Genomic DNA, 13,274 nt, shown 5'->3' with positions numbered 1-13,274 from the left:
CCTCATTGGGTCATATCCTCTGAGTTGCGTTTCAATACCTCTTTTTGTCTCTCTGACTGAGCCTTGGTGAATGCTATATGAGCCAGCTGCTCCTCGGTTTTCTTCAGGTAGCTGTCTCGCGCAGCCATTCGGAACTGATAGGCATCCCGCTTGATAGCATCCAGGTGCGCATAGGCTTCTGCAAAAACGCTGCGGTCGCAGGTAGGTCCGGGAGCCATCGTATTGCTCATTACCGCAGAGGTTTCCCTGAGCATGTTGTCGGCCGTGTTATAAAGGTCGTCGATCATGTAGAAGGCGTAGGCGTACGCCACCACCTCTTCGGTAAGAGCAATCGCCATGTCCTTGTCACCAAGCGCGATTGAATCGACGAGGATAGGCAGCACAGGGACCGGTGAGGCCTCAAGGAATGCCTCTTCCGCCGGGGTGAGAGCGGATTTCGTTTCGAGTTTGTTGGCAATGCCAGTCATCTGAGCATTTACCAATCCAAGGAGGCCATTGGGCGTTGCCGAATCCTGGATGCAGTTGGTACCTGCGGCCACCTGAACTTTTTTCATGGCAGTGCCATGCACAAAGTCTTCAATGCTGGATTCATCGTTCTCCGGGCAGGAGCTCACCGGTTCTATGATGGGTGCTTTAACCCCAGGCCCTGCGTTGATGAAAACATCCCCCAAGAAGCCTCGCATGGTATCGACGTATTGAAACCCGAACTCGTCAGCGGCGTTCTGCAACAATGACCCGCTGGTAAAGATGTTTTTGAACTGTGTGGGGCAGTCCGCGACAAGCTGCTTAACATCTTCGGTGGGCTCATTGTTCGCGGCGCTCTGATTTTCCTTGGATTCCTGCCAGCTATCCGTTGACCCCGTTAGGGCAGCCACTTTGGAATCGAGGTAACCTAAATGGGGAGCCGCTGCTTGCCCAATTGCATTGCCAATCGGGGCGCCTAGCTTCTTCGCAAACTGACAGTCATTGATTTGCAGCCCATTCAACTCGTTAATGATCTGCTCGAAGGACTTCATTGTTTCAGACAGCTCTTTTGACATCACTTTCATGGCTGTGTCGAAGGCAATGGCCGGGGCGGCAGCAATCATGTTCTGCATTTTGTCCACCAGGTAGTCAGCATCGAGCATTGAGACACCACCCAGGAACAGATCTACGCCGCCGCAACCGGCCTCAATGCGCGGGGGTGCAATCGTTACAAGTGGATCCGTAGACACGTTCAAACGGGCTGAATAGGAACCGGCAGAGTAGAAGCCTCGCTGCTGGTTTTTGTAACTGGATGCGCCAGATGAAGTGCTCGATGCAAACCAGTCGTCCGTCCAATCTGCATGGGCGAAGGGAGTCGTAAGGTTCAAGCATATCGCGCTGAGGAAAAGGGCTCTTTTCATGGGATCCATCCTTGATTAAATGCGCGGATCGAAGAAGCCACCTTCACGGTGTCTTGGAGTAAGGAATTGCTCGGGCGAGATCTCGCCTCGTAAGTAGCGAATCGCCCGGTAGGTGTTCGTTTGTATTTTTGAGGCGCTCTCAACCCCTACTGAAATCGGCATCCAGCGTTCGCTATTACGCTCGATGAGGATGATCGCCGGCGTAACCTGAACATCGAATCGTGCCTGAGCATCGGGGTTTCGAGTGATATCTACTTCCGTAACTTCTAATCCTGTTTTGTCTGCAACCAATTTCAGGATGTTGCGCTGGGGCGAGCAGTATGGACATTGTGGGGTGGAGAACATCGCCAGGGCATATTTGCCGCGATATTGACCCAGATAGTCACTCTGATCGGCAGCCCGCTGTTGAAGCTCAGCCTTTCGCCCAGGATTGTTTGTCGGGTATTGGGACGCCCCGTTCAGTTTCGGGTTTTGGAGCATTACCATCTGGCTAACGGCTGTGAAGCCAGCGGCCTTCCGCCTGACAACATCCTGAATCTGGTAATAAGCCAGGACGCTTTCAGGCGTCCGGAGCCAAACGGCCTCTTTCAGATAGGTTTCCAACATCGCCTTAAGATCGTCCGGGTGCATATCCAGCATTTCTTCGGCCGGCGGAGGGGGTGGCAAGGGTTGGCGCTCTTGTTTCTCAGACTCCTTAGAGGGTTTCACGGGCTCTTCATACCAGTGGTACCCAAAGGTCTGTTTGTCGGTGTCTTGAGCGGCAAAGGCGCAAGCGGTAGCGATACACAGGCAAAGCGACAGGATTAATTTGTTCATTTAGATCCCCTAGAAGATTGCTTCAAGCCGTTTGGCAGTGGCAATTTCCACAAACCCCCAGTAACGACTATCGAAGGAGTCGGGGTGGCTTCCAAAGGCAAATGCTTTGCCTTCAGGTATCGGACCGCTGAATGAAAAGAGGGGGAGGGGCTTGCCAGTCAGGGTTTTGGTTTTGGCTCGACCCAAGTAATGACCTCCGCACCAAAAATCGCGGCCTTCGACTTTCAGTGTTTCGCCGGGCCAGCACTTGAGCTGTTTACTAATAAGGACTGGTTCGGGACCGGCTAACGGGTGTGATAATTCGAACGTTGCGTAGTCGCCCGGCCCTGGTACCTCATCCGTCATCCAGAACACTCGATGATCGAGGGACTGCGACGTCGTGATGTTGACGTGCTTGTAGAAGTGGCTGACTCCCCAGGCCGCGGGGAGCCCGACCACGAAGGTCAGGATTATGTTCTTGAGTTTGTCCTTAGTCATTGGGCATCTCCATTGCAGCGAGCAGTGCCTTTGCCGATGTGCCATCGCTCATATTGGTAAGAGAGTTAAGAAGACTTCTCAGGCTGGCATCCCCGTAAACCACCGGGCGTGGGGTGGTCATTTCGTTGGCGCCATTCTCGCAATAGCTCTGGAAATCAAATGAAGGCTCTACGACCAAAGCTGGCACCTGTTGGATTCCATGCTTTTGAAACTGAATTGGGTCGACCACCACCTCTATGTCGCGGAGAGCGCATTTTGGTCCCTCACAGAGAGGGTTTTTCTTTAGCAGCCCGGCAACGAACTTCATGGTTGCCTGAGTCGTTTCCATGCCCCCAATCATTCCGCGCAGGACCAGTACACCCTTTACCTTTTCAAGGTCCCGGGCGTAGTTCCTCAGGGTGATTTCGGGCATTGAAGAAGAAATGAAAAGTAACGGGCGGGCACGGGTGGAGGGTGTTTTACTCTGCTCCTCTTCGGGGATGCCGTGTTGATTTTTGATCGCAGCCAGGAACTGGTTTTTTTGCCGTTGCCAGGCCTCGCTATTTACTTGCTCCATCACGGCAGCGGCCCGCGCCTGAATGTCGGGTTTCACGGTAGCAGCGGTCTTAGCCCTATGCGCAGCTTCCATGATTTCAGAAGGGATCCTGACCTGGTCCTGGAGTGTCGGGATGTCCTCAGGAGATTCACCCATGGCCTTGCCCGAGAGCAGGGCCAGCACAATCGTAATTGAAGTACAGAATTTAATAGGAGACACAGCAGTTCAACCTCCTGAAAACCATCCATGAAAAGTTATCGCCGCCAACGGGGGGATGTTTGTAATGGCTCCAAAGCAATCCAGTCTGCCCAATGGGGCGGCAACTGTTGTCGCGAACAGGCTTCATGAGTTGCAGCTTGTACTTGTCCTTGGACCAAATCGGAACTGGAGCGGTGTAACAGCCGTCAGAGGACGATTCTTTGAGCAAGCCGAGGCGGGCCATGAAGTAGATGCCCCGGGCGGCAATGCCTGCATTTGCGGTTACGTAGTCAGTGCCTGTAATTGATCCGGCAAGTGGGTAAGCATTCCCCCAAGATCCCATACACCAAAAGAGGGAATTGACAGGACGTCCTGCCAAAGCGCCGGCAGAATCGGCTGCACAAGCAAGGTTCGCAACGGGATTGGCGAAAAGAAGAGCCTCGGGATTAATGACGAGGGCCAGGATTTCGTTGTTCCAGGTAGGCACTATCTCTGTCAGCATTGCTACGTCGAATTGGCGTTCAGCTATGCAAGGAATGTCGTAGAAGAATCCCAGAATGCTGAATGCTGGGAACATGTAATAGTGCATTTGCTGGAAGGTTTTGGCTTGCCCATCGTTTCGGAAGTGGGAGCCCCCAAGTTTTCCACCGGTATTCATGAGTTTCACGCCAAGAGGCATGATGCAGTAAGGGTCTGACACTGTGTCGATTATCCGGGCGGGCTCCCACATTGAGATACCCAATCCATACCGATTTATCGCGCCGGTGTTACAGCTACAAACAGTGTCAGGCGTGTCTGCACCAGGATCCGGCATGCCGCTGTCCCCCTTACCAATGGACAGGCCGCCGATCCGAATTGGGAAAATGCATTGCCAGGAAATGTCTGAAATGGGGTTGATAACCCCGCTATCGCATTTGGAGGCATGGGCGGTTGGGATCGTAAAGAGCCCAACCAAAGCGCAGATTTTCAGGAGTAGCAGTAGTTTCATTGGTGGCCAGACCCGATTTGTTCAGTAATCAAAGTCTAGCCTAGTTATATATGAATGTATATAAAATTATAGCCTTCTCTGGTGCTCCTCAATGCGAAGCGTTGGGCCTTCTTGGGTCACGATAGCGGGTACTGATTGCAGAGCCATTCGATCGCGAACTTCTTCGGTAAGGATGAAAACAGGACGTTCGAGCTCGACTGCTATTTCCCGGTAGTCGCCGCTGGTGATCATCACCATATCCGTTGTATTGAGGTGGTTTTTTGCCCAGGGCACGTCTTGTTCGGCAATAAATACCAATCGTTGTGGAAGCCGGACATGTTCTAGGGGGTTGAAGCGGTATCCTTTGGGGTAGATAACCTCGCCAGTTTGATCCTTTACGTCAAATTCTGCCGTGTACCAGGGAATGTGGTAGCGACTGCGATTCTCTTTTGCGCCGGGCAGGGGTACCGGTTGGGCTGCTGTGTTGCGCTCGACCCCTTCAGACATCACTTTTTGCCAATCAATCTGGCTAACGCGAGACTGAATCTCCTGCAATGCATCGGGTTCCGCGATGTCGTATACCCGGCCTATCACATGGCTTTCGGCCGCCAATAATGGCATGGCGAGCAAACTACTGAGCGCTATTAAAAAAGTCCGTAATCCCATCATTCACCTTATCCGTCATTTGTGCTTGAGTGTCCGGTACCAGGTCGCCGTAGTACTCAGAAAAGTCTATCTTTGAAAAATCGATGGATTGGAACTCCTCCGGCGTCAAACCACGGCAATCGGGATTTTCGGGAGAACCGAAGCCGCCGATAGTATTGAGCTGAGATCGGCCCTGTTGATGGATGATCCGAGCCATTTTGCTATTGAAGCAGCAGTAGGATTTTGATTTCTGAACACAGCCAACAAACTCCCATTTCTCTCGGCAGTATTCGCCGATTTCGTAGCAAAACCCGGAGCCGTTGAGAACGCCTGTTTCGGTGCTGGTCTGATCACAGGACTGAGTGAAGTAATCAACAACAGCGCCTGCCATGGCCACAGGGTTCATAACCGCACCGTAGTCGCCCATGACGTCAGTCGCTTTGTTAGCGGCAAGGTTGCTGGCTACCAGTGTTGGTGCGCCGGCGGCAAGTGCGGCTTCATACTCGGATTTGCCCTGTGTCAGAGCGTCAAATAGTTGTGTAATCGCCTGGGTGGGGCTGCCTGAGTCGCCTGTATCGTCGGCAAGAACCTTTCCTGTATTTTTGCAGCAGTTTTGAAAGGCGGTCGACACTCCAGCCTTATCGCATCTCATAGAACGGCCACTAAATATGAGCATTTGACCAAGGCAGGTGCCGTCAGAGGCGCGAGCGCCATCATCCTGGAACATGTCGGTGTTGATGTCTTCCGTAACCGGTGGCTGCGAGTCAAGATCGACACAAGTGTTCGGGCTGCATTGCTGGGTACCGGAACTGTTTTCCATGCAGCTGTAACCGCCTCCTAACGGGCACCCATATTCGGTTGTCAGGGAACACGTTTCTTGTGTGGTAGCAAACTCGAAACTTCCAGAAACCTGATAGCCACCAACGACCGAGCCGGAGTTGTCTTCCAGCCTCACGATACCCTGTAAGTTGTTAGAGCAACTGGGCGCTTGGACCACAACGCGATTCACATTAGTTGACGGAGATTGCGTAAAAGAAGGGGCATCCCAGATCTGGGCCAAGGAGAATGCGACAGGATGCCCATTGGTGCAGATCGCGTCATAGTCCAGTGTTGGCACAGATCCAGCAACGCCGCTTTGAGCAGTACTGAAGGTGCCTGCGACCAGATCGAAGGAGACCTCCGTATTGCCCGGTCCCAGTCGGGAAAAATTCACGGAGAAGTTGAGGGGCATGGCGCTCCCGGGCTCACAGGCCATTACCTGATTACTGGTGCAGCTAACCGCAGAAACGGGGCAAAGCTGGCCTCCGGTTGGAGACTCGAAGCAAGTTCCGGTTTCTCCCCATGCGGATATTTCTCCGTCGCCATTGATGTCCTGTCCACATGCCCAATTAGCCGCCCAAGAGGGCTGAACGGTGGCCAAGAACAGACCAAGAATTACAGCGGAGCCTTTGCGCCAGTTGTGCATATCGTGTCCCTCGATGCTTGGCGGATGGCTTGAACGGTGGCGGCAGCGTCACCGAATTCATTTAGGCAGTCGCAGGCTTCGACAATGGTTTCTCCCGCCTCTAAAGGACAAACATTGCTGCTGCATTCTCTATAGAAATAATCGTAGGTATCCGGGTCGGTGCGGTTTTCCAGTACCACGCCGGATTGAGTGGCGTCGGTTGCTCGCCGTGGCTTGCGTGTCTTACAGGCCTGGGTGCAGGCTGGTACTGCGACCTCGGACAGGGTGGTCAAGGATCCTGTTGGTGTGGTGATAGAGCCGTTCGATTGTTTTAGATAGTCTTCATAGCCGGTACCGGTGGTAGTGGTTTGCACATGGTCGGCGCGAGCCAGAGCGTCATCAAAGTTGTAGGTGGTGTTGGTCTCGCAAAGATAGGTGCGCTTCTTTTCCCACCAATCCCGGGTAACCGGAATGTTGCAGTAACTTCCGGTGATCGGCTGCACGGTTGGTAAGGGGGTGAGGCTAGTAGGTACGTAATTGGTCATAGTTGTTACGCCGTCTACATCCTCTTCCTTCAGGACACAGGACGTATCGTTTCGATAGGCGTTGCAGCCATCGTATATGGCATCACTTGAAAGGGTGCATTCGACTTTCTGGGTTTTGAAGCGGAAGCGGCCACCAAGCCAGTATTTGGCATTGCCGCCGCTTGTGGTGTCTTGGATCTGGACGCGGCCAACCAGATTGTTGGCACAACTTGGCTCCTGAAGTACGCGGAAATGCACTGTGGTGTCGTAATTCCCCCACATCCCGGTGGCTCCGGTCCATTGATGAAAGCTGGAGGCGGCGACAGACAGGCCATTGCCACAGATCTCACCGTGGTCAAGGGTAGGAACGATCGCCTGGACGTTACCACCATCTGTTGGACTTACTTTCCGCCAGGAGCCGTCTTTAAAGTCGAACTCGATGGTCAGGTAGACGCGTCCCTGGGCAGCTATGCGAACGTCCACAAACTGGTCTGTGACATTTTCGGCCACCGTAATCGTACGACGCATAATGCACTGCTTGATGTCTCCTGCATTGGCATTTGCGGCAGGAGAATTGGTTATCAGATCGTACGTGGGATCACTGCTGGTGGCGGCGAACGCATCGCTGGAAAGCTGACCTGGATTGCCTTTATAGGCTTTTAGGAGTGGAGAACCTGTTGCGCAGTCGCCGGCCTTTTGAGCGTAGAATTTGATCATCGGGCCACTCACGCCAACTTCAGAAATCGTTAAATATTCAGACTGCGCGGTAAGCGAGCCCGTGGCCCCACCACCCAGATCAGAAAGAATTTTTTCCAGATTTCCCATGACCAAGCCCGACCCACAGGAATTGTTAATGCAATAGCAGCCGCCCAGGGATTCGAGGTCGGTTGGTGCCAGGCTGAGCTCTCCGGCGGCGCTCGGGGTCCACGCCAATGCAGAGCAGTTGTTCCACGTGCCCGCGTCACAGGAAATTGCACCGTTCGCACAGACACCGGAGATCGGCAAAGAGGGGGCGTAAATATGATCAACGACGCCATCCAGGTTGGTATCCTGGGATGCTTGCAGGGTAGTGATATCGCCCGAGGCTGAGGGTGCAATAAACATCTCCAGGAATTGCTGGCTGGAGTTGCAGCCCAGTTTTGCTGAGAACTGAGTGCCATCAAAGGTTTTCATGGCGTCGTCGGACATAAGTGGTGCTGTTAGGTTTTCCTTGATCGCATCGGCTGAGCCATAATTGGCCATCGCACCCTGGACAGTAGACTCCGCAGTTGCAACCGAGGCGGGGTCCGCCTGAAGGGTGCAGGGGAGCAGTGCAACAAGGATCGTGATGAAATACCTCAAATCGGCACCCCTGATAGCTTGGATATGGCCTCAACAGGCGGTATGCCCTGTTTGATCAGGGCATTGAAAGCAGCTACATCCTCGTGGCTGGAGGTGGCCACCCAATGGTTCCATGGGTCGACTGCAAGCCGCCCCACGCCTTTCCCCAAAGGCGTTTCGAAAAAGATCTCGGAGTATTTAGGCTTATTGGCACGGATGGAGGTCAGCAGGTCGACGGCAAGGCCCTGGTAGTCCAGAACGCCTTGATCCACTGCTTTTTTGTAGTCCTCACATTCGAGGAAAAACTTGAACGCTGCGTTGTTCTTGATGACGGTACCGACCGGGCCGAACTTCAGAAGATCGAGGGGCGATTGGGTGACAATTCCAAACGAGCCGCCGTATTTTCGGGCCCGCCGGTACCCCTCTTCAATCAGGGCTCCCAGTCGATTCCCTGTGCCGGAGGTGTCCGAGAAATACTGCCACGCTTCTTCGAATAGAATGAACCTTTCCTGAGAGCGGTCTGACAAGTAAAGGTCCTGTGTCACGGAGTTCATCACCTGCATGATGACAACGTTGAACAGCTCCTTCTGGGAGTTGAGTTTTTCCAGCTCCAGCACGACAAAATCATCATTCGCAATGTTGAAGGTGCTTTTGCCATTGAAGTATTGCCCGAAGTTACCTTTGGAAGTGAAGTCATATAGGTTGAACGCGAGCTCGTGTGCCTTGTCGATCGCCCCGGAAAACTCCGGCTTATCGACGGCATCTTCCGGATAGCGGCGCAGGTACCGTTGAACAGTATCAATGCCGTTTTCAACATCGCCAGTCTCAGCTGCCCATCTCACGGCCTCTTTGATCAGGGTCCATTCTGTCTCGTGTAGCGGCTGACGGGAGGCAGAGTAGGCCATTTCCGCGATGATGTTGGCCGTGGCCACCAGGTCAGAGGCTAGATCATCCGCGTCCTTGGATTGGGAAGTAAAAGGGTTGATTACCACCCTTTCTTTTCCAAAATCCATGAATCGGCCTCCCACCGTGCGCGCGAGTTTTTCGAACGAATAGCCAATATCAACCACTCGAACCAGGGAGCCGGCTGAGTAGTAGTTAGAGCAGATATTGTTGAGGCTGTATGACTTCCCAGCGCCAGAACCCGCCGCAATCAGAAAGTTATGATTGTGGGCCCGTTTGTCATACACATCGATTCCAACCGCCTGCCCTTTTCTTCCTACAAAGGCCAAAACAGGCCGCGAAGCCCCCTGAAAGTCACCTTGAACGGGAAGGAACCGAGCTACCGTCGATTGGGGGGCATAGAAATGGCGGTCGAGGAGTTGGATGTTCTTATCAATATCGTAAAGTCCGAATGGCAATGACGCGATCAACATCGGCTTTTCGAGTGTGGACTCCTCCTGCATCTGAAATTCTTTCGATTCCCATATCCGCCGGGCCCGCGACACGTTATCGATGGTGTCCTCCTCCGTGTCACCAAACACAACCAGGCTCGGGATAATGGTCATGAAGCGCTCTTGTTCGAGTTGATCCAAGGCCCAAGAGAACTCTTCGGTGCGGCGCTGAATTGCTTTGGCAAAGGATCCGGTGGCCTTCTGAGCCATGGTTGCGGAGGCCTTTTGGTGAATGCTCGTTTTGATGTCCTCGTAGACGATATTGAGTGACAAAAGAAAGGGGGAGGTTATTTGGTCATTGTCTTCAGACGGCCCCATTACCCCGCCAATGAGCGTGTTTGAGGTGAATGCATCGATGGTTTTAGCATTGACCTTGGGAGTCAGGACTCGACCGTAACGACGACCCAATTCAAAAGGTCCGTTATGGCCATGGAATTCGATTTTCGTTTCAGCATTGATGATCTGTTTGCGAAGCGGGATCAGGCTGTCACAGCGCCCATTTGGTGGCGCATACGGGTCGTTGAAAAACTGGCGAGCCCAAGCCACAAGGTCGCCCTGACCCCATCGGCGAGGGGCCAAATGCGCCCCCTGCAATGTCTCTTCGGCAATCGATATTACGTCATCGGGTAAAGGTTCTTTTGTTTTTATGCAGAGAAAGCCCCGGAAGTTCCTGACCGGGATCCCGTGGAAGGCCTTTACCCCCTTCGTACCTTCTTTCAGGAATTTTGCGTATTCCTGAACACTTTTCTGGCTCAGCGGATCCTTGCGCGTTTTCGTGTTTTTGTAGTCTTCGAGGAAGCCATCAATATTATGGTCCGGATACAGGATGAATTGCATGATGGTCCGTTTCGGCCAGGCAATCGATAGAAACGTCTCAAGTTGCTTCAGGTCGCGACCTCCCAGGAAGGTCAGAGGGGTTATCTCCCAAATGTAACCGTGCTTGTTATCCAGCGTCTGGAAAGCCTGACGATCCTGGTCAAAAGATACCCACGGGAGATAATCGGACATTTTCACCCGCACCAGCTCAGACTCCAGGTCTTTGTGGGTGACGCCTCCACCGTCACCGAGGAGGATCTGGCGCATTTTGGCGAGAGGTCCCAATGGCTTCTCGAGAGCTGTCATTCCTTGTTCTCCCGGACGCTGTCAATTAGGGACTCCGTTAGCTCAGGTTTCCGGTAGAGGTATTGCCCCATCACGAAACGCGGCTCATCAACAATTGAGTAAATGAAGCGCGGCATGTAGAGCCGATCCTTCTTCAGCTCACTGGAATAGGGCAGGATCATGGTGCGTACCGCCCTTGGAGGTTTAATCATGGGCGTCCGAGGCTGGGCCACCAATGAGCCTAGTTGGTCATAAACCGCATCACGGTAACCGCTGTATGCAGATGGTTCGGGGGCTATGACTTGGACGGCAGTTTCTGGGGTCTTAGTTGTTTGGCGGGCGCCAATCGGCTGCTCTTTCACTCGAGAGGATCCACTAACGGCCCGCTCATCCCGGGCCTGACGATTGCGTTCCGAGGCCTTTTGCATGTGGGGGTACTGTTCAACACCCGTTACGGCCTCTTCGTAGGCGCTTTCGACGTTGATGCACTTGCCGTAGTTGTCTTCAAGCTGGCACGAAAACTCGTTCTCATAAGGCACCAAGGAGCAACCGGAGACCATTAGTGTAACGATGCAGAGGTTCAGTTTTTTCATTTAGTTCTCCCTAATTTCCAGTGATACGCCCTTCTGAATGACCACCGTGAGCTTTTTGGCGGCACCAACTTCAATGACGGGAGTGGTTTGTTTCGCGAGGTCCAGAAACAGCTTTTGGACGGCTTGGGCCCCAGACTTCAGGCCTTGTCCGCCTGCCGACTGCAACATGCTGTCAGTATCGATTACCTGAGTTGTTCCGAGCGGGGATGTTGAGGTGGTGGAGGCTGCGGCCGATATTCCGTTACCGGCGCCCTCAAAAAGTCCAGCAACAATGGTGCGTGCGACGTGGGCACCCATCTTCGTGACAACTATCCCTGTCAGCCCGCGTTTTCCGTCTGCATCGGCGACAAAGCCCTGAACTGGCTGGTCGATAACGGCATCGCCATTGAGCGACATGCAAGACAGGCTTACGAGTTGAAGGTTGACCCGTTCTTGCGCCAGGTTGCCAGTAGCGTTGGCGACCACGAAGCAGCCTTTAAGGTTGGCTTTCACAGAGTTTGGGAGAACGGCCGGAGCCTGGACCCGAAGGATAACCGGCTCCGGATTTGCATCACCTAGTTCCGAGGTAAGGGCATTCAATCCCGTCAGAAGAATTGCAGGCATGAACGACGGGGGCATGTAGATCGAAGGCTTTTTTTTTGCCGTGGTTTCTGGCGACAGCTCAGCACCTGGAGCCCTTGAAATACCGCCCATCACTTTGGCTTGAACTGGAACAGTATCAAGCGCTGCCATTTCTTCGAACTGCGGGGTATATCCCGAGGGTGGTGGTGGGTAGCTTATTTCCGCGTCATCTACTTCAGCCAACGGGTTCACTGGCTCCGGCTCTGATTCCGCCGGAACTGATTTCTGACCTTTCTCCAGGGCAGCGAGAACGGAGTCGTATTGTCTCTGCCTTCGCTCCATTTCAGCCAAAGTCTCGCCAACCTGTTTCAAGTCTCGATCAACTTTTGCCCTGATATCGTCCTCAAGAAGATCAGAGCCCAGGGAAAGGTCGGTAGTGTCGACTTCCTTCACCGGTTCTTTTTCATCTTGGCCAGAGGCGTAGTAGACAACGAGAAGCAGGGAGAGAAATCCTGCGATTAAGCCGTACTTACGATACTTGAGTTTGTTGTCAGCAGTCAGGCTACTCCACCAGTTCCCCATTAGAATCCCTCCTTACTGATCACAAAGAGACGACCAATTTGCCCGGGCTCCAGGCGCAGGGGATCCATGGTCACGGCGAAGATCGAGTCATCGATCTGTGTTGCCAGAAAATCAGTTTCCTCGAAAGTTGTGCCAGACTGGGTTTTCACCAAGAATTCCTTGAGTGTAAGGCCCATACCTTCCACCCGAATCGAACGGCGCAGCGAAAGCTTTGTGCCAGGTTTCGAGGGTGTTTTGTCGGCGTGCCAACGGTCTTGCGGTTCGTCTGTTACCGTAAAAGACTCGGGTATGTCATCACGGAGAGCTGCCAGCGTCAGGAAAATCGCACGCTCTTCGTCGGGCAACGGTGAAAGGAGCTTTTGATTCTCTTCGATCCGGACCTTCGCGCCAGTTGATAGGCGGATAGTCTGTCCGCTGATGTCTTTCGGGGTGACCATCAGCGTGTAAATGTCACCAGCGCAAACAATATAGAATTCGCTCCGGGCGGTGACGTAATCCATGCTTTGCCCGTTATCGTTGATCAGGAACTTCACGAAACTGTTGTTTCCAGAGTTTTCAACGACAATGCCCTTCTCCTGGGAGAAAAAAGCGTCATTGATCGCCCCATCAACGCAGGTCACACGGTTGATGTCACGGTTGGACATTTCAATCGGTGTCACCACATCTGGCCGAACCGTTTGCGTGTGCGCGAAGGTTGGCATGATGGCGGTCGCCATGGCCAAGCCGATAAAT

12 protein-coding genes are annotated in these 13,274 nt (G+C 53.2%); all 12 read right to left on the bottom strand.

The window, feature by feature from the left end:
• Positions 1-2 precede the first annotated feature (2 nt).
• A complete protein-coding gene (locus tag ACUN9X_RS18410) occupies positions 3-1,394 on the bottom strand; it encodes a conjugal transfer protein TraH (protein ID WP_445473973.1) in 1,392 nt (463 codons plus the stop codon).
• Positions 1,395-1,400: 6 nt separating this feature from the next.
• The gene (locus ACUN9X_RS18405; RefSeq protein WP_222534958.1) at positions 1,401-2,201 is read right to left on the bottom strand and encodes a conjugal transfer protein TraF; all 801 of its coding nucleotides are present in this window, start codon (positions 2,199-2,201) and stop codon (positions 1,401-1,403) included.
• 9 nt (positions 2,202-2,210) lie between these two features.
• Positions 2,211-2,678 (bottom strand): S26 family signal peptidase, encoded by a 468-nt coding sequence (locus ACUN9X_RS18400; RefSeq protein WP_445473972.1) that lies wholly within the window; start codon positions 2,676-2,678, stop codon positions 2,211-2,213.
• Positions 2,671-3,432, bottom strand: coding sequence for a type-F conjugative transfer system pilin assembly protein TrbC (locus ACUN9X_RS18395; protein WP_445473971.1), 762 nt, complete (start codon positions 3,430-3,432; stop codon positions 2,671-2,673). The genes ACUN9X_RS18400 and ACUN9X_RS18395 overlap by 8 nt, the downstream gene beginning before the upstream one ends.
• Positions 3,419-4,399, bottom strand: coding sequence for a TraU family protein (locus ACUN9X_RS18390; RefSeq protein WP_197476602.1), 981 nt, complete (start codon positions 4,397-4,399; stop codon positions 3,419-3,421). Before ACUN9X_RS18390 ends, ACUN9X_RS18395 begins: the two co-directional genes overlap by 14 nt.
• A gap of 66 nt (positions 4,400-4,465) precedes the next feature.
• Positions 4,466-4,999 (bottom strand): hypothetical protein, encoded by a 534-nt coding sequence (locus tag ACUN9X_RS18385; RefSeq protein ID WP_445473970.1) that lies wholly within the window; start codon positions 4,997-4,999, stop codon positions 4,466-4,468.
• 10 nt (positions 5,000-5,009) lie between these two features.
• Positions 5,010-6,488, bottom strand: coding sequence for a conjugal transfer protein TraN (traN, locus tag ACUN9X_RS18380; protein WP_445473969.1), 1,479 nt, complete (start codon positions 6,486-6,488; stop codon positions 5,010-5,012).
• The gene (locus ACUN9X_RS18375; RefSeq protein WP_445473968.1) at positions 6,458-8,332 is read right to left on the bottom strand and encodes a hypothetical protein; all 1,875 of its coding nucleotides are present in this window, start codon (positions 8,330-8,332) and stop codon (positions 6,458-6,460) included. The genes traN and ACUN9X_RS18375 overlap by 31 nt, the downstream gene beginning before the upstream one ends.
• On the bottom strand, positions 8,329-10,827 hold the full coding sequence (locus tag ACUN9X_RS18370) for a TraC family protein (RefSeq protein WP_445473967.1): 2,499 nt from the start codon (positions 10,825-10,827) through the stop codon (positions 8,329-8,331). The genes ACUN9X_RS18375 and ACUN9X_RS18370 overlap by 4 nt, the downstream gene beginning before the upstream one ends.
• Positions 10,824-11,399, bottom strand: a complete 576-nt coding sequence (locus tag ACUN9X_RS18365) for a TraV family lipoprotein (RefSeq protein WP_062786949.1) — start codon at positions 11,397-11,399, stop codon at positions 10,824-10,826. Before ACUN9X_RS18365 ends, ACUN9X_RS18370 begins: the two co-directional genes overlap by 4 nt.
• A complete protein-coding gene (locus tag ACUN9X_RS18360; RefSeq protein ID WP_062786946.1) occupies positions 11,400-12,542 on the bottom strand; it encodes a TraB/VirB10 family protein in 1,143 nt (380 codons plus the stop codon).
• On the bottom strand, positions 12,542-13,258 hold the full coding sequence (locus ACUN9X_RS18355; RefSeq protein ID WP_445473966.1) for a TraK domain-containing protein: 717 nt from the start codon (positions 13,256-13,258) through the stop codon (positions 12,542-12,544). Before ACUN9X_RS18355 ends, ACUN9X_RS18360 begins: the two co-directional genes overlap by 1 nt.
• Positions 13,259-13,274 lie beyond the last annotated feature (16 nt).

The sequence above is a fragment of the Marinobacter sp. V032 genome (assembly GCF_052645435.1).
The sequence above is the reverse complement of the archived record's forward strand: the minus strand, read 5'-3'. Positions and strand labels throughout refer to the sequence as shown.